A 15,461-nucleotide genomic window follows, 5' to 3' on the forward strand; every position below is an offset into this window, starting at 1 on the left:
CGGGCGGAATTCGTTTCCGGCCTGTTTCCGCAAACCCGAGCGGGAGACAGGTTGTCTTCGTTAGCCTCCACGTTAATGGTCTAACTATCCCAATCCGGACTCGGCGGGGGGAGCCATGGCGGATTCGGCGAAAAAGGTGGCCGAAGCGGCGGAGCACCGGCTCAACAACCTGGCCGAGAACGTACGGGAGCGGTTCAACCGGCTCACCAAGGGCCGCTTCGCCGACCAGGTCAGGTCCGGCCGCTTCGGTGGCGACACCAACAGGCCCGGCGACCGGAATGCAAACGGCAGCCGGAGCGTTCGGCCTGTGCAGAGCGGTCGAGGCGGTCACGGCGCCGGCCAGGCGCGGACCGACCAGCATCGACGCGAGCGAGGCGGATCGCACTGACGATCCGCCGACGTGCGGGCCGGGAGCCACGGGGGGTCCCGGCCCGTTCGCGTGAACTCACCTCACCGACCCGGCCGGCCACCCAGCGGCCGCGCCCCTGAGCACGAAGCTGACGACCCGCCCCTCAACAGGCCTGACGGCCCTCCCGGACCAGGCTCAGAGCCGGCGGCCCTCGCGGACCAGGCCGCCCTCACACCATTCGCGGTAGACGAACAGCTCCGGACGGCTCAGCAGCACCCGGCTGTTGTGCGCCCAGGTGCGCATCATCTCGTCGCCGTTGCGCTCGGCCTGGTCCACCAGCTTGCGGAAGCGTCGCCGAGGATGCGCCCGGAAGTTCGTCCGGATGCCGTCCGCGGCGTAGATGTAGAGGCAGTGCAGGGCGAACCGTCGCGCCGGACAGGTCGGGTCCATGGCCAGGTCGAAGAGCGTCATCACCAGCCGGTCGCCGGAGACCAGCAGATCCCAGTCCGGTGGCATGGAGGCCAACGGGACCGAATCGGGGTTGTAGGCCCACGTCCGCAACTCCGCCGGGGACGGGTCGACGGGGTTGGCGAAGCCGTGGAACGTTGACTCCTGCACGCTCACCGGCCAACCTTCCGCTCTGCCCGCGGGGGCGTCGTCCGCTCTCCGCGAACCCTGGCTGCTGGGGCGACACGGTAACGCGATACCGGCGGGTACGGGTAGCCCCTGCCCGAAGCATATTCACCGTCCGTTGGACGGGTCGGGTCCTCCGTACGGCCGATTCCAGGCGGGGCGGGGCCGCAGGTCCGTCATCAGGTCGTGGCGTACCTCTCAGGCTGGTGCCGCTAGCCTGACCGCCACGAAGACCAGCTCAGGTGACGGAGACTGGATGATCACTCGACAAAGACGTGGAATGGCGCTGCTGGCCGTGGTGCCGTTGCTTGTGGGTTGCTCCGTCGGGGACATCCGTCGGCCCCCGCCCACGCCGGCCCCGGTGCCGTCGAGTGCGACGCCGTCGAGTCCGGCCCCGACCCGGATCGCAGAGATCCGGGCAAGCCGACTAGCCGTACCTGAGCGCTACGACGAGCCGTACGTCGAGTTCGTCGGCGCCGCGCAGGGCTACGCCCTCTTCGCTTCCTGCGAGGGCCTGCCACCCGGACCGGACTGCCCCGCCCTGATCTTCTCCACCGGAGACGGCGGCCGGTCCTGGCAGGAACTCCGGCACCCCAAGCCGGTCGCCGACAACCAGCAGTTGTACGCCGTGCCGGGGATGTTGGCCCTGTGGGCCGAGCCGTACGGCTGGTGGACCTCCACCGACGAGGGCCGGACCTTCCAGCACAGCCCGGGTGAGGCCGCGCCACCGCAGTGGCAGGCCAGCCAGGGCAGGTTCCAGATCATCGAGAAGACCGGCAAGGTCGGCCGGTGGACCGGCAAGAGGTTGCGCCCCCTGGCCACCCAACCGTCGCTGCCCAGGCTGGACTCGCTGGCGCTGGGCGAGGGGTGGATGGTCCGCGACGGTACGGAGTACCGCGGGCCGCTGGTGGCGGCCGGGGCGGGCGAGGACGGTAAGCCGTACGCTGCGATCTCCTGGGACGAGGGGCGGCGCTGGCAGGAGACCCCGTTGCCCGCCCCCGACGGCGCGGTGTGGATGCTCCGGGCGGAGTCGGCGGCCGGGGAACTCTGGCTGATCGGGGAGGCGGAGAACCGGGTCGAGTTCCCGGCGCTGTGGCACCTGGAGGGCGACACCTGGCGAGCGGTACGCGCCGAGGGGCAGCCCGGTGCCGGACGGGCCGTTCCGCTGGGCGCCGGAATCGTGGCGGTGGTCAGTTCTCGCGGTGCGGGGGCCCTGCTCGGCGACCGGTACCTCGACCTGTCCTGGCCGGTGACCGACCGGCACTATCTGCGGCGACTGCCCGACGGCACCCTGTTCGCCGGCACCTCGGAGAGCATCCTGCTGGGCCTGGGTCAGTTCGGCGACCGCACCTGGGTGCAGGTGGTGCTGGAGCGGGACTGACAGGTGTGGCTGTGGGGTAGCTCACATCGTTAGAGTTGAGCGGAATAGACTCAACTCTGGTTCTGTCGGTACCAGTGGACACGCCGATCCAGGGGAGCCCATGAACACCGAACGCCTCACCACCCGCAGCCGCGAGACCATCACCGGCGCCGTCGCCCTGGCCAACCAGCGCGGGCACGCCACCGTGGAGCCGTGGCACCTGCTGCTGTCGTTGCTCGACACCGAGGGTTCGACCGCTGCCGGCCTGCTGCGCGCCGTCGGGGCCGACCCCGCCGAGCTGCGCCGAGTCACCCAGCGGGCCCTTGACGCGCTGCCCGCCGCCCGGGGTTCCAGCATCGCCGAGCCGACCCTGGCCCGTGAGTTCGTCAACGCCATCGGTGCGGCCGAGCAGATCGCCCGCCCGCTCGGCGACGAGTACACCTCCACCGAGCACCTGCTGGCCGGGCTCGCCCGGGTCGGCGGTGCCGTCTCCGGGGCGCTGAAGGCCGCCGGTGCCACCGAGGAGACGCTTGTCGCCGCCTTCCCGAAGGTGCGGGGTGGGGACCGCCGGGTCACCAGCGCCGACCCGGAGCAGACCTACCAGGCCCTGGCCAAGTACGGCGTCGACCTGACCGCGAGCGCCCGTGACGGCAAGATCGACCCGGTGATCGGCCGGGACTCCGAGATCCGTCGGGTGATCCAGGTGCTGTCCCGGCGTACCAAGAACAACCCGGTGCTGATCGGCGAGCCGGGCGTCGGCAAGACCGCCATCGTGGAGGGCCTGGCCCAGCGCATCGTCGCCGGAGACGTGCCCGAGTCGCTGCGCGACAAGAAGCTCGTCTCGCTCGACCTCGGCGCGATGGTCGCCGGTGCCTCGTACCGGGGGCAGTTCGAGGAGCGGCTCAAGTCCGTCCTGGAGGAGATCAAGAACTCCGACGGGCAGGTCATCACCTTCCTCGACGAGCTGCACACCGTCGTCGGTGCCGGCAAGGGCGAGGGCTCGATGGACGCCGGCAACATGCTCAAGCCGATGCTGGCCCGCGGTGAGCTGCGGATGGTCGGTGCGACCACGCTCGACGAGTACCGCGAGCACATCGAGAAGGACCCGGCTCTGGAGCGCCGCTTCCAGCCGGTGCTGGTCGGCGAGCCGACCGTCGAGGACACCATCGGCATCCTGCGCGGGCTCAAGGAACGCTACGAGGTGCACCACGGCGTACGCATCACCGACGCCGCCCTGGTCGCCGCCGCCGCCCTCTCCGACCGGTACATCACCGACCGCTTCCTGCCGGACAAGGCGATCGACCTGGTCGACGAGTCGGCGTCCCGGCTCCGGATGGAGATCGACTCCCGGCCGGTGGAGGTGGACGAGATCGAGCGGGCGGTTCGCCGGCTCGAAATCGAGGAGATGGCGTTGGCCAAGGAGCCGGACGCCGCCTCCGCCGAGCGCCTCGAACGGCTGCGCAAGGAGTTGGCCGACAAGCGCGAGCAGCTCACCGCCCTGTCCGAGCGGTGGCAGCTGGAGAAGAACCACATCACCAAGCTCTCCACCGCCAAGGAGGAGCTGGAGCGCCTCGGTGGTGAGGCCGAGCGGGCCGAGCGTGACGGCGAGCTGGAACGCGCCGCCGAGCTGCGCTACGGCCGCATCCCCGCGCTGCACAACGAGCTGAAGCAGGCGGCGGAGGAGCTGGCCCGGCTCCAGGTCGACGGCGCGATGCTCAAGGAGGAGGTCGGCGCCGACGACATCGCCGCCGTGGTCGCCTCCTGGACCGGCATCCCCGCCGGCCGGCTGCTGGAGGGCGAGACCGCCAAGCTGCTGCGGATGGAGGAGTCGCTGCGCGAGCGGGTCGTCGGCCAGGCCGAGGCCGTCGGCGCGGTCTCCGACACGGTACGTCGCGCCCGGGCCGGCGTCGCCGACCCGGACCGTCCGACCGGCAGCTTCCTGTTCCTCGGCCCGACCGGTGTCGGCAAGACCGAGCTGGCCAAGGCACTCGCCGAGTTCCTCTTCGACGACGAGCGGGCGATGGTCCGCATCGACATGAGCGAGTACGGCGAGAAGCACTCCGTGGCCCGCCTGGTCGGTGCCCCACCCGGCTACGTCGGGTACGAGGAGGGTGGTCAGCTCACCGAGGCGGTACGCCGCCGCCCCTACTCGGTGATCCTGCTCGACGAGGTGGAGAAGGCCCACCCGGACGTCTTCGACGTCCTGCTCCAGGTGCTCGACGACGGCCGGCTCACCGACGGTCAGGGGCGTACTGTCGACTTCCGCAACGCCATCCTGATCCTCACCTCGAACCTGGGCTCGTCGGTGATCAGCGACCTGACCCTCGCCGAGGAGCAGCGGCGTGAGGGTGTGCTCGCGGTGGTCCGGTCGCACTTCAAGCCGGAGTTCCTCAACCGGCTCGACGACATCGTGGTCTTCGCCGCCCTCCAGGGCGACGACCTGCGGGCCATCGTGGACATCCAGATCGCCCGGCTGCGCCGCCGGCTCGCCGACCGCCGGTTGACGCTGGACGTCACCGACGCCGCGCGCACCTGGCTGGCCGAGCACGGGTACGACCCGATCTACGGTGCCCGGCCGCTGCGCCGGTTGGTCCAGTCCGCGATCGGAGACCAGCTCGCCAAGGCGCTGCTCGCCGGCAAGATCCGAGACGGCGACACCGTACGGGTCGACCTCGCCGACACCAGGGACGGCCTATCGGTGACCGCCGCCTGACCGCCGAACCACCCACGACGGGCCCGCGTCCTCGCGACGCGGGCCCGTTGCCGTCAGCGGCGTGGAACCCGCTCTCGTCAGCGGCGTGGAACCCGCTCTCGTCAACGGCGCGAGCCCGCTGTCACCAGCGGCGTGGGTCGCCGCGGAACAGGGCGTGCGCCGCACCTGGGTCCGGGTCAGGATGGAGGCATGTTCGCGATGGGACGACAGCACGACGAGTTGGCGGATGCGGCTGCGGCCCTCGCCAACGCCGAGACGGTCACCTTCGGCGGGGTGGGGCTGGCCGGAACCATGTTGCCGGAGACCGAGGCCTACCAACGGATCGAGGAACTGGCGGCCGGCCGCCCCGACGAGGTACGCGGGCACCTCGAACGCCTGCTGTCGGAAGGCACACCGGCCGCCCGGGTGTACGCGGCCACTCTCCTGGAACGGCTCGATCCGGCAGCCGGACAGGCGGCCTGGGCCGGGCTGCGCGCCGATTCCGCGCAAGTGCAGACCGCCACCGGCTGCGTGCTGGACAGCATCACCGTCGGTGAGTACGCCGCGAACCGGCTCGCCGAATCCTGAGCCCGTCGGTGGTCGGGGCGCGTCGCACCATGGATCGGTCTCGACTGATCTACCGCCATTGCCGCAGGTGACGCGCTGTACGACCGGCACCTCAGGCGTGCCGAACTGGTCGGGTGCCGATACGGTGAAGCGCGTTCCCGAGAAGGAGAGAGATGGCTGATCCTCAGAACACTCCGACCCGGTCTCGGCCGGGTGTGGTAACCGTATCCACCTATTTACTGTGGTTGTTTGCGATCTGCCAGCTGATCAGCGCGATCATCACCCTGGCCACCATCGGCGCCGTACGCGACGCGATGGAGGAAGCCCTGGAGGGCAGCAGTGGCGAAGGGCTGGAGGGGATCGCCGACCTGACGGTCGCCGTCGGCGTCGGCACCTCCATCTTCATGCTGGCGGCGGCGCTGGCACTGGCCGGTCTGGGCCTGGTGAACCTGCGGGGCAAGAACGGTTCGCGGATCGCCACCTGGGTCGTCGGCGGCATCCTGTTCTGCTGCAACGGGTTCAACATGCTCGGCAGCCTGGGCGGTGGCCTGGCCACACCGAGCGACACCAGCGGGGACATGCCCAGCGCGGAGGAGATCCAGCGTCGGGTCGAGGAGGCGCTGCCCTCCTGGGCGACTCCGGTCAGCATCCTGCTCGGCGTGATCAGCCTGATCTCGCTGCTGGTGGCGCTGATCCTGCTGGCGCTGCCGAAGGCCAACGAGTTCTTCCGCAAGCCGGCGGCGCAGTGGGAGCCGCCGACTCCCGGTGCCACCTACCCCGGCTACCCGGCCCAGCCGGGTTACCCGGCCCAGCCGGGCTATCCAGGCCAGCCAGGCCAGCCGGGTTACCCGGGCGGGCCGGGCTACCCCGGCCAGTCCGCTGAACCCGGCTATCCGGCGACGCCGGGCCAGCCGCCACAGCAGTCCGGTGAGCCCGGCTACCCGTCGATCCCGGGACAGACGTCCTCGGGCCCGTCGGGCGAGCAGGGCGGCCAGAATCCGCCGGGGCAACCGGGCGATCAGCCGCCCAGCGGCAACTCCAACTGATCGAGGTTGATCGGCTGGTCGAGCCCCGGCCCGGCCCGGACGGCCTGCGCCGGGGCCTCGACACGCCCGAACCGCCGCGACTGTGACGGTCCCTCCGAGTAGGTTGCTTCCCGAACGCCTACCGGAGGGACTCGTCGTGTCGTACCCCGAACAGGTGCCGGTCGGTCGGCCTGGCGCGGTCCGGCTCGCTGTGGCGGTGCTGGCGGTGATGGCGCTCGGTGCCCTCGGTTACGCGCTGGCGGGCCTGATCGCGTTCGGCGAAATCGGTGGCCGGCTGCGTGCCGCGGCCGCCGGCAGTTCGCTGAGCGGTGGCGAGATCGACGCGATGGCCACCCTCCTGCGAACCTCGGTCCTGCTGTCGGCGGTGGTGAGTGTGCTCGCCGGGTTCCTCCTCGCCGGCCTCGCGCTCGGTGTGGTGGCAGGTCGATCCGGTGCCCGGGTGGGCACCTGGGTGATCGCCGGCTTCGGCGTGTCATTCGGCTGCTGTGGCCTGCTGGTTCAGCTCATCCAGTACGTCACACCCTTGGATCTCCGCAACGATCCGTCCCTCACCGAGCTTCTCGGTCTGGCCACGGACGGCTACCCGTCCTGGTGGATTCCGCTCACTGTGACCCTTTCGGTCGCCCAGGTGCTCGGTTACCTTGTGGTAGCCGTACTGCTGGCCCTGCCGTCGGTCGGTTCCTGGTTCCGTCGCCGCTCGGCGCCTGCGGCGACGCCGCCTCAGCCGGGCGGCACACCCCCGCACCAGCTCTATCCGCCGCCCGGGGCAGCGCCGCCGCCCTCCTACCCGCCGAGGTGAGCAGTTCCGTGACCATGCCGTCCGACCAGCCGACCGCCGGCCGCTGGGCGCTGATCACCGGGGCGACCGCAGGCATCGGAGCGGCCTTCGCCGGTCGACTGGCCGCCGACGGGTGGCACCTGGTACTGGTGGCCCGGGACGGGACCCGGCTCGCTGCTCAGGCCGCCGAGCTGACCGGCCGGTACGGCGTGGAGACCGAGACCATCGCTGCCGATCTGTCCACTGACGACGGTTGTGCGCAGGTGGAGCAACGACTCGCCGCGACCCCGCCCGTCGAGTTGCTGGTCAACAACGCGGGCATCAGTCTGAACACGCCGTTCCTGCGATCGTCGGTGGCGGACGAGATCCGGTTGCTCCGACTCAACGTGCACGCCGTCATGCGACTGACCCTGGCCGCGCTGGTCACGATGACCGAACGGCGGAACGGGTCAGTGATTAATGTCTCCTCCGTCGCCGGGTTCGGCGCGCTCATGCCCGGATCGACGTACTCGGCGAGCAAGGCGTGGGTCACCAACTTCAGTGAGTCGGTGGGCCAGTCCGCGCGTCCGTTCGGCGTACGGGTGATGGCGCTCTGCCCCGGCTACACGCGTACCGAATTTCATCAGCGAGCCGGCATCGACATGTCGAAAACCCCGGAATGGATGTGGCTCAACGCCACCGACGTGGTCGACGAAGCCTTACGTGACCTGGGAAAAGGCAAGTTCGTCAGTGTTCCGTCGTGGAAGTACAAGCTGGCCGTGGCGGGCCTGCGGCACGCGCCCCGTGGGCTGCTCGACCGGGTCGCCCGGGACACCCGTGGCCGCATCGGCCGGGACCGCGGCTGACTGACGCAGCTCGGTGGGCCGGGAACGACCGCTCCGAGGCCGGATCACTCGAATCACGGTGATGGCTAACCGAGTGTAACGGGCATCGTCACTCATCGGTCGCCCGGACGGGTTGCCGCAGGTAGCCCGCGCACGCGGCACACAGGTGTGCGCAGTACCCTCTACCCCCATGGGGGACCACGACGACCTGCGTAAATTCATCTCTGACCTGGCTGTGGTCCACGGCCGGGTGGTGCTCTCCTCAGGGCAGGAGGCCGACTGGTATGTCGACCTCAGGCGCGTCACGCTCCATCACCGGGCGGCCCCGTTGGTCGGCCGAGTGATGCGGGACCTGACCGCCGACTGGTCGTACGACGCGGTGGGTGGCCTGACATTGGGAGCTGACCCGATCGCCCTGTCGATGCTGCACGCCACCGGGCGTCCGTTGGACGCTTTCGTGGTGCGCAAAACCGGCAAGGCGCACGGACTTCAGCGACGGATCGAAGGCCCGGATGTCGCCGGTCGTCGGGTGCTGGCGGTGGAGGACACCTCCACCACCGGTGGAAGTGTTTTGACCGCCGTCGAGGCTCTTCGCGAGGCCGGGGCCGATGTCGTGGGGGTGGCCGTTATCGTTGATCGTGGTGCCGGCGATGCGGTGCGAGCCGCCGGATTGCCCTATCGGGCGGCCTATACGTTGGCTGACCTCGGCCTTGTGGCGTAAAAGTTTGCCGATTCGGATCTGCTGATATGCAGGCGGATCGATGCTGCTGGTGGAAGGATGGAATACGTGGGAACTGCGTTGGCCGAAATGACTATGCCTCAGATCTCGCCGCTTGCCGGTGAGCCGATCGAACGCGCCGACGCCGAGCGGCTGGCGGGGGTCCTCAAGGCCCTTGCCGACCCTGCTCGGCTGCGGCTGCTCAGCCTGATCCAGTCGGCGCCAGAGGGCGAGGCGTGCGTGTGCGATCTGACCGCACCGCTCGGCCTCTCCCAGCCGACGGTCAGTCACCACCTCCGCATCCTCACCGAGGCCGGCTTGCTGGAGCGGGAGAAGCGCGGTGTGTGGGCCTACTACCGACTGGTCCCGAGCGCGATCGCCACGATCGCCGACCTGCTGACCCCGCCGCGTAAGCGGGCCACCAAGAAGGCTCGCTGACTCGCAGCCGTCTGGTGGCTGCCCACGGGTAGCCACCAGACGGCGGGTGGTCAGTGCCGTTGAGGTGTCTCGTACGCCTCCTCGGTCAGATCCTGGGCGGCGCGGCGCAACCGTCGACGTTCGGCGACGACCATCGCCGTGACCACAGCGATGCCGACCAGGAACAGCGCGGTGATGGGCAGGATGTTGTCGCCCGGCGCGTGGAGGGTCCGCTCGTCGGACTGCCACGGCCAGAGTGCCCGAAGGCTGCCCAGCAGGGCACCGGACATGACCGCGAGGGTCATCCGGCGGTGCTGCTCCAACAGCCACTGAAGCAGCTTGACGAAGAGCGCCAGGCCGATCACCATGCCGGTCGCGAAAACCGCCAGGTAGCCGAAGTCGCGGTCGTTCAACGCGGTGATCGTCGGCTCGTACAGGCCGACGGTCAGCAGCAGGAACGACCCGGACACCCCGGGCATCACCAGGGCACACACCGCGATGGCCGCTGCCACCAGCACGATCAGCGGATGCGGGTCGAGAGTGCCCTGCGGCAGGCCGGTCAGCGTGAACGCGCCCACCGCGGCGAGGACGAGGGCTGCGATCTCCTTCGGCCGCCACTGTGCGCCGACCATCGAGACCGGCACCAGCACCGAAGCGAGCACCAGCCCGAGGAAAAGCCCTCGGGTCTGCTCCGGATAGTCGGTGAGCAGCGGTTCGAGGGTCTTCGCGGCGATCAGCAGGCCCGGCAGCATGCCGATCAGCAACGGGACGACCACGTCCCAGTGCACCTGGCGTAGCTGCTGCTTGGCGCGGGTCCCGCCGCGCCCGCGCGGCAGGTCCGACACCGCGTAACGCACGACGTTCACCAGATGGCCAGCGGACGCGATGACTCGTTCGTACACGCCGGTGACCAGAGCGATAGTCCCGCCGCTGACCCCTGGTACCGCCTCGGCCACGCCGATGGCAGTTCCGCGGAGAACGTGTCCCAGCCGTTCGCCCAATGCCATGAAGTATCCGTTCCGTCAATCAGCCTGACCCGGATGGCCTCCGGCGCGGCCACCCAGGCTACCGGTACGTGATTCGCCGGCCTGGGCCGGTCACCGTCGAGGGTCGGCCGACCGGGTCACAGTCGAGGGTCGACCGGCTCGGACTCGCAGGCCAGAATGGCGAAGACCAACTCGTGTCGGCGCCACAGCGGTGCACCATCGGCCAGGGCGTCCAGCGCCGCCAGGCCGAGACCCTGCTCGCGCAGGGCCAGCCCCCGCTTGCGACCCAGCGACCGGCCGCGCAGTGCGGCCAGTCGGGCCGGCTCGGTGTAGCTCGGGCCGTAGATGATCCGCAGATACTCCCGCCCCCGACACTTGATGCCCGGCTGGAGCAGGGAACCTCGATCGCTGCGTGCCGCCGGCCCGGCGTACGGCTTGACGACCATGCCTTCGCCGCCGTCAGCGGTCAACGCCAACCACCAGTCGGTGGCTTCGCGTACCGCCTCGGTGTCGGACAGGTCGACCACCTGACGACGGGTCACGGTGAAGAACTCCGGATCCGCCGCGCAGAGCCGGTCGGCCAGGGCGAGGTGCCAGCCGTGATCCCGGTTGGCGTAGCTCGCCTTCCGCCCCGCCAGCACCGCGAACGGTGCCAGGGTCACGCCGCGCAGACCGTCCGTCGGGTGAACGTACGCGCGATAGGCCGCCGTGTAGGCGAGCAGGTCGGCACGCTGACCGGCGACCCGATCGCGGAGAACACCGACATCCAGCCCACGGGCGGCCGCCGCGCTGCGCACCGGCCTCGACCAGCGCGGCGTGCACCGCCTCCCGACGTCGGGCGGCCAGTGACGCCCGAGGTGCCTGGTCCGGCCGGTCCGCCACGCCGTCGTCGACACCCGGCTCGTCGGTGGGGCACTGTGCGGCCAGCCGCTCCAACGCCTGACCGGCAAGTGCCCGCCGGTGGGCCAGGTAGCGACGCACGATCAGCCCGCGCTCCGGGTGACCGGCGAGCCAACCGGCGCCGACCCGCAGCAGCTTGTCCACCTCGTCCGGGGCCACCCAGTAGTGCTTGGCGTCGTCCAGCACGGGCAGCAAGACGTACAGGTGATTGAGGGCGTCGGCGACCCGGAGCGTGCCGGTGAGAGTGAGGTCGACGTAGCGGCTCCCGCCCCACTGCGGGTGCTGCTCGTCGAGCGCGATGGGAATGGCGGTCACCGTCCAGCCGAGTGGGCCGAACAGTCGGGTGGCCACCTCGGCACCGCCCCGGCAGCGCAGGACGGGCACCCGGATCTCCAGCGGGATGCTGGTGGCGGCCAACTCCGGCCGGTCCCGGGACTCGCCGCGCAGCGCCGACCGGTACACCCGGGACAGCGCCGAGGCGAGCAGGCTGGACGCGGCGTACGGCCGGTCGTTGACGTACCGCCCGAGGGCGAAGCTCTCCGGGGTCGCGGTCGGCTGCCGGCCACGGCCCCGGCCCCGCGCGGCGGCCAGCCTTGTCGGGTCGACGTCAAGCAGGAGAGCGGCGGTGCACCGCGCTTCGTCGGCCTGCGGATAGAACACGTGCGCCGTACCGACCGGCACGTCGAAGGCGTGCGTCCGGTCGGGATGCTTGACCAGCAGGTGACCGAGATCGGTCGCCGGTCGGTGCGTCGTGGTCAGGGTCAGCAGCACGGGCCAATGGTGTCAGCTCCGTCGATCTTGCGTCGTCCCGTTTTCGGCCGGTCCTTCAACGCTGCGCGGCACCAGCACGGGTCAGCGGTAGTCGTCCTCGTCGGCGGCGACCACCCGGGCCTGCTCCATCGCGTCCCAGTCGTCGACCTCGAAGCCGCGGTGTGGCTCGTCGTCGGCCCGGGTCGGATCGACCACGGCGGCCTGCTCGATCGCGTCGGCCGGCTCAGCCTCCAGATCGCGCTCCTCCGGGCTGAGGTGGTCGCCGGGGGCGAAGTCCTCGTCAGGCTGACCCATTCGATGCCTCCGGGTAGTCGGTGGACGGTACCCACCCACGGTACGGGCTGCACCCGCACCTCGCTGGCAACCGACGTGCCGGGCGCGTGAGGGTACGCCGTGACCGCAGGTCAGTCGGCCGAACCGACCCGCCGGTGGCTGCCCCGATGCCAGGATGTGGTCGTGGGCTTCCTCATCCGACTGGCGACCACCGCCGTAGCACTGTGGGTCACCACGCTCATCGTGCCCGGAGTCGAGGTGACCGGACGCAGCGGCTACGACACCACCTTCACCCTGCTCATCGTGGCGTTGATCTTCGGGGTGATCAACGCGGTGCTCAAGCCGCTGATCAAGGTGGTGGGCTGCGTCTTCTACCTGGTGACTCTCGGCCTGTTCGCGTTGGTGGTCAACGCGCTGTTGTTCCTGCTGACCGACTGGGTCGCCGGGGTGCTGAAGCTACCGTTCCATGTGAACGGTTTCTGGGCGGCCTTCTGGGGAGCCATCGTGATGGCGGTGGTCACCTGGCTGATCAGCGTCATCGTGCCCGACTCGACGGACCGGCGGTGAGCGCTCGGCGCGCTGGGCCGGTTGTGCCCGGCTGTACGAGCTACGGGATACTTCCCGCGGAGGACAGCGCGGTCCGGCGTGCCCAGTGGTATCAGGCGCCGTAAACCGGCACGCAAGGAGAACAGCGGCCGTACGGCCGACAGCGGCAAGTAAGGAGCGTTCGACATGCCCATCGCTTCCCCCGAGGCTTACGCCGAGATGCTGGACCGCGCCAAGGCGGGCCGGTACGCGTACCCGGCGATCAACGTGACGTCGTCGCAGACGCTCAACGCGGCGCTCAAGGGCTTCGCCGACGCGGAGAGCGACGGCATCATCCAGGTCTCCACCGGCGGCGCCGAGTACCTCTCCGGCCCCTCGATCAAGGACATGGTCACCGGCGCGGTGGCGTTCGCCGCGTACGCGCACGAGGTGGCCAAGAAGTACCCGGTCAACATCGCGCTGCACACCGACCACTGCCCGAAGGACAAGCTGGACAAGTTCGTCCGGCCGCTGATGGCCATCTCGCAGGAGCGGGTGAAGGCCGGCCAGGAGCCGCTGTTCCAGTCGCACATGTGGGACGGTTCCGCCGTGCCGGTCGCGGAGAACCTGGAGATCGCCGAGCAGTTGCTCGCCGAGGCCGCCAAGGGCAAGATCGTCCTGGAGATCGAGGTCGGCGTCGTCGGCGGCGAAGAGGACGGTGTCGAGAACGCCATCAACGACAAGCTCTACACCACCGTCGAGGATGGCCTGGCCATGGTCGAGGCGCTCGGCCTGGGCGAGAAGGGCCGCTACATGGCGGCGCTGACCTTCGGCAACGTGCATGGGGTCTACAAGCCGGGCAACGTCAAGCTCCGCCCCGAGGTGCTCAAGCACATCCAGGAGGCGGTCGGCGCCAAGTACGGCAAGGAGAAGCCGCTCAGCCTGGTCTTCCACGGTGGCTCCGGCTCGCTGCTGTCGGAGATCCGCGAGGCGCTCGACTACGGCGTGGTGAAGATGAACATCGACACCGACACCCAGTACACCTTCTCGCGCCCGGTGGCGGACCACATGTTCCGCAACTACGACGGCGTACTCAAGGTCGACGGCGAGGTCGGCAACAAGAAGCTGTACGACCCGCGGGTGTGGGGCAAGGCCGCCGAGGCCGGCATGGCCGCCCGCGTGGTGGAGGCCTGCGAGCACCTGCGCTCCACCGGCACCACCATGACCAAGTGACGCACTAGACGTCCCGAACGACGGCGGTCAGGCTCCTTCCCGGAGCCTGGCCGCCGTCGCTTTGTTAACAAGGGGCCCTTCCTCTACCGGAGGCGTTAACAAGGTGCCCTTCCTTACCGCAGCAGTAGGCGGACGGCCTCGTGGGCGTCGTCGGTGAGGTGCACGGTGTCGGAGAGGTCGCCGAAGGGTGAGGTCGCCAGCAGCGGACGCAGCAGCGACTCCACCGGCAGTTCCTCGGTCCAGTAGGCACGGTCCAGGAACACGTAGGCCCCGCTCGCGCCGTCGGTGCCGTAGTAGGTCTTGGTGGCCGCCTGGAACACCTCCTGCACCGTGCCGGCCCGGCCGGGAGCGAAGACGATCCCGCCCCGGGCCAGCCGCAGGATGGTGTCCTCCCGGATGGCGTTCGAGAAGTACTTGGCGATCCGGCCGGCGAACAGGTTCGCCGGTTCGTGGCCGTAGAGCCAGGTCGGCACCGCCAGCCCGCCGCAGTGGGCCCAGTCCAGGTCACCGGTGGCCAGCTCGGTCGAGTCGGCCTGGTACGCCGTCGCCGGCTCGGTGTCGTCCGGAGGTGGGGTGACCGAACGGCCGAACAGTTCCCGGACGCGAAGTGCCACCGCCGTGTAGCGGTCGTGGTCACTGAAGTCGGGCGCGGTGGCGAGCAGGTCGATGGCGGCGGTCAGATCCTCGGCCGGGCGGGTCGACAGGTACGCGCCGAGGTTGGCGGCCTCCATCACCCCCGGCCCGCCGCCGGTGACCACCAGCCGGTTCGCCCGCGCCAGTTCCCGGCCGAGCACCGCGGCCATCCGGTACGACCGGCTGCCCCGGCGTACCGCGTGCCCGCCCATCACGCCGACCACCGACTGCGGCCCGTGCGCGGTCAACCAGGCACGGGTGGCATCGGCGAGCGCGTTGTCCACACCGTGGTCGTGCAGCCGTTGGCCGAGCGCCTCCCGGACGTCGGGCAGCGCCCCGCCGTGGGCCCGGAAGTGCGCGTACACCCGGGCGTCGTACATCGCCTCGAAGCCGCCCTCGGCGAAGCCGGCGGCCAACTCCTCAGGGGTGTAGAGGTGCGGCGGCTGGGTCGGGTAGGGCAGCCCGGAGAACGGCGGCACCACGTTCGCGCCGCGCCGGACCAGGTCGGCGCCGACCTGCCGGGAGGCGAAGCGGCAACCGACGAAGAGCGTTCCGGCCACCTCGACGGCGGTGAAGTCGGGGATCGGGTCGAGATCCAGCCGAAGGCCCTGGATGGTGAGGCCGACCAGGCTTCCGCTGGCCAGCCGCCGGTCGAACTCGGCCCGGGTCTGAATCTCGTTTGTCCAGGTGTGCGGCTCGATGACGTCCGCGGGGGGTGGAGTCGGCACCTGATCATCCTGCCCGGCCGGCTCAACC

At 70.2% G+C, this 15,461-nt stretch carries 16 protein-coding genes and 1 pseudogene; 11 read left to right on the forward strand and 6 right to left on the reverse strand.

Features of this window, described 5'->3' with window-relative positions; translation table 11 throughout:
- Window positions 1-115 precede the first annotated feature (115 nt).
- The gene (locus tag Vgi01_RS18850) at window positions 116-388 is read left to right on the forward strand and encodes a hypothetical protein (protein WP_204291881.1); all 273 of its coding nucleotides are present in this window, start codon (window positions 116-118) and stop codon (window positions 386-388) included.
- Window positions 389-544: 156 nt separating this feature from the next.
- Here Vgi01_RS18850 and Vgi01_RS18855 read toward each other — a convergent pair whose 3' ends face one another.
- Window positions 545-973 (reverse strand): hypothetical protein, encoded by a 429-nt coding sequence (locus tag Vgi01_RS18855; protein WP_102657734.1) that lies wholly within the window; start codon window positions 971-973, stop codon window positions 545-547.
- A 265-nt stretch (window positions 974-1,238) separates the two neighbouring features.
- Between Vgi01_RS18855 and Vgi01_RS18860 the strand changes: the two genes are divergently transcribed.
- The 8 genes from Vgi01_RS18860 to Vgi01_RS18895 all read left to right on the forward strand — a co-directional run bounded on the left by Vgi01_RS18860 (window position 1,239) and on the right by Vgi01_RS18895 (window position 9,405).
- Window positions 1,239-2,363: a hypothetical protein gene (locus tag Vgi01_RS18860; protein ID WP_204291882.1), complete on the forward strand. Its 1,125-nt coding sequence runs from the start codon at window positions 1,239-1,241 to the stop codon at window positions 2,361-2,363.
- 100 nt (window positions 2,364-2,463) lie between these two features.
- Complete coding sequence (clpB, locus tag Vgi01_RS18865) at window positions 2,464-5,055, forward strand: ATP-dependent chaperone ClpB (RefSeq protein WP_204291883.1); 2,592 nt, start codon at window positions 2,464-2,466, stop codon at window positions 5,053-5,055.
- A 189-nt stretch (window positions 5,056-5,244) separates the two neighbouring features.
- Complete coding sequence (locus Vgi01_RS18870) at window positions 5,245-5,622, forward strand: hypothetical protein (RefSeq protein WP_204291884.1); 378 nt, start codon at window positions 5,245-5,247, stop codon at window positions 5,620-5,622.
- A 224-nt stretch (window positions 5,623-5,846) separates the two neighbouring features.
- On the forward strand, window positions 5,847-6,647 hold the full coding sequence (locus tag Vgi01_RS18875) for a hypothetical protein (protein ID WP_239089046.1): 801 nt from the start codon (window positions 5,847-5,849) through the stop codon (window positions 6,645-6,647).
- 136 nt (window positions 6,648-6,783) lie between these two features.
- Window positions 6,784-7,446, forward strand: coding sequence for a hypothetical protein (locus tag Vgi01_RS18880; protein ID WP_204291886.1), 663 nt, complete (start codon window positions 6,784-6,786; stop codon window positions 7,444-7,446).
- 14 nt (window positions 7,447-7,460) lie between these two features.
- Window positions 7,461-8,270, forward strand: coding sequence for an SDR family NAD(P)-dependent oxidoreductase (locus Vgi01_RS18885; RefSeq protein WP_204291931.1), 810 nt, complete (start codon window positions 7,461-7,463; stop codon window positions 8,268-8,270).
- 169 nt (window positions 8,271-8,439) lie between these two features.
- Window positions 8,440-8,970 carry an orotate phosphoribosyltransferase gene (locus tag Vgi01_RS18890; protein ID WP_102657740.1) on the forward strand — a complete coding sequence of 177 codons (531 nt, stop codon included), beginning with the start codon at window positions 8,440-8,442 and terminating at the stop codon, window positions 8,968-8,970.
- 57 nt (window positions 8,971-9,027) lie between these two features.
- Complete coding sequence (locus tag Vgi01_RS18895) at window positions 9,028-9,405, forward strand: ArsR/SmtB family transcription factor (protein ID WP_007454255.1); 378 nt, start codon at window positions 9,028-9,030, stop codon at window positions 9,403-9,405.
- A 50-nt stretch (window positions 9,406-9,455) separates the two neighbouring features.
- Here the strand turns inward: Vgi01_RS18895 and Vgi01_RS18900 are convergent, their stop codons facing one another.
- The 4 genes and pseudogenes from Vgi01_RS18900 to Vgi01_RS18915 all read right to left on the reverse strand — a co-directional run bounded on the left by Vgi01_RS18900 (window position 9,456) and on the right by Vgi01_RS18915 (window position 12,335).
- Window positions 9,456-10,391 carry a DUF368 domain-containing protein gene (locus Vgi01_RS18900; protein WP_102657741.1) on the reverse strand — a complete coding sequence of 312 codons (936 nt, stop codon included), beginning with the start codon at window positions 10,389-10,391 and terminating at the stop codon, window positions 9,456-9,458.
- A gap of 116 nt (window positions 10,392-10,507) precedes the next feature.
- The gene (locus tag Vgi01_RS18905; RefSeq protein WP_308441793.1) at window positions 10,508-11,266 is read right to left on the reverse strand and encodes a hypothetical protein; all 759 of its coding nucleotides are present in this window, start codon (window positions 11,264-11,266) and stop codon (window positions 10,508-10,510) included.
- A pseudogene (locus Vgi01_RS18910) lies at window positions 11,157-12,041 on the reverse strand (3' terminal RNA ribose 2'-O-methyltransferase Hen1); the annotation flags it as partial. The pseudogene Vgi01_RS18910 and the gene Vgi01_RS18905, both read right to left, overlap by 110 nt.
- Before the next feature lie 81 nt (window positions 12,042-12,122).
- A complete protein-coding gene (locus tag Vgi01_RS18915) occupies window positions 12,123-12,335 on the reverse strand; it encodes a hypothetical protein (protein WP_013730832.1) in 213 nt (70 codons plus the stop codon).
- Between the two features lie 162 nt (window positions 12,336-12,497).
- Here Vgi01_RS18915 and Vgi01_RS18920 point away from each other — a divergent pair, with 162 nt between their 5' ends.
- Window positions 12,498-12,881, forward strand: a complete 384-nt coding sequence (locus Vgi01_RS18920) for a phage holin family protein (protein WP_102657760.1) — start codon at window positions 12,498-12,500, stop codon at window positions 12,879-12,881.
- A gap of 165 nt (window positions 12,882-13,046) precedes the next feature.
- Window positions 13,047-14,072 (forward strand): class II fructose-bisphosphate aldolase, encoded by a 1,026-nt coding sequence (gene fbaA, locus Vgi01_RS18925; RefSeq protein WP_102657743.1) that lies wholly within the window; start codon window positions 13,047-13,049, stop codon window positions 14,070-14,072.
- Between the two features lie 113 nt (window positions 14,073-14,185).
- Here the strand turns inward: fbaA and Vgi01_RS18930 are convergent, their stop codons facing one another.
- Window positions 14,186-15,433, reverse strand: a complete 1,248-nt coding sequence (locus tag Vgi01_RS18930) for an LOG family protein (protein WP_199180174.1) — start codon at window positions 15,431-15,433, stop codon at window positions 14,186-14,188.
- Window positions 15,434-15,461 lie beyond the last annotated feature (28 nt).

This window comes from Micromonospora gifhornensis (genome assembly GCF_016863515.1).
In the GTDB taxonomy this organism is placed as follows: Bacteria; Actinomycetota; Actinomycetes; order Mycobacteriales; family Micromonosporaceae; genus Micromonospora; species Micromonospora gifhornensis.

Coding starts and splice junctions, on each gene's coding strand:
- Vgi01_RS18915 (WP_013730832.1), bottom strand. CDS start 12,335: ATGGGTCAGCCTGACGAGGACTTCGCCCCCGGCGACCACCTCAGCCCG.
- Vgi01_RS18885 (WP_204291931.1), top strand. CDS start 7,461: ATGCCGTCCGACCAGCCGACCGCCGGCCGCTGGGCGCTGATCACCGGG.
- Vgi01_RS18890 (WP_102657740.1), top strand. CDS start 8,440: ATGGGGGACCACGACGACCTGCGTAAATTCATCTCTGACCTGGCTGTG.
- Vgi01_RS18900 (WP_102657741.1), bottom strand. CDS start 10,391: ATGGCATTGGGCGAACGGCTGGGACACGTTCTCCGCGGAACTGCCATC.
- Vgi01_RS18850 (WP_204291881.1), top strand. CDS start 116: ATGGCGGATTCGGCGAAAAAGGTGGCCGAAGCGGCGGAGCACCGGCTC.
- fbaA (WP_102657743.1), top strand. CDS start 13,047: ATGCCCATCGCTTCCCCCGAGGCTTACGCCGAGATGCTGGACCGCGCC.
- Vgi01_RS18870 (WP_204291884.1), top strand. CDS start 5,245: ATGTTCGCGATGGGACGACAGCACGACGAGTTGGCGGATGCGGCTGCG.
- Vgi01_RS18860 (WP_204291882.1), top strand. CDS start 1,239: ATGATCACTCGACAAAGACGTGGAATGGCGCTGCTGGCCGTGGTGCCG.
- Vgi01_RS18895 (WP_007454255.1), top strand. CDS start 9,028: ATGGAATACGTGGGAACTGCGTTGGCCGAAATGACTATGCCTCAGATC.
- clpB (WP_204291883.1), top strand. CDS start 2,464: ATGAACACCGAACGCCTCACCACCCGCAGCCGCGAGACCATCACCGGC.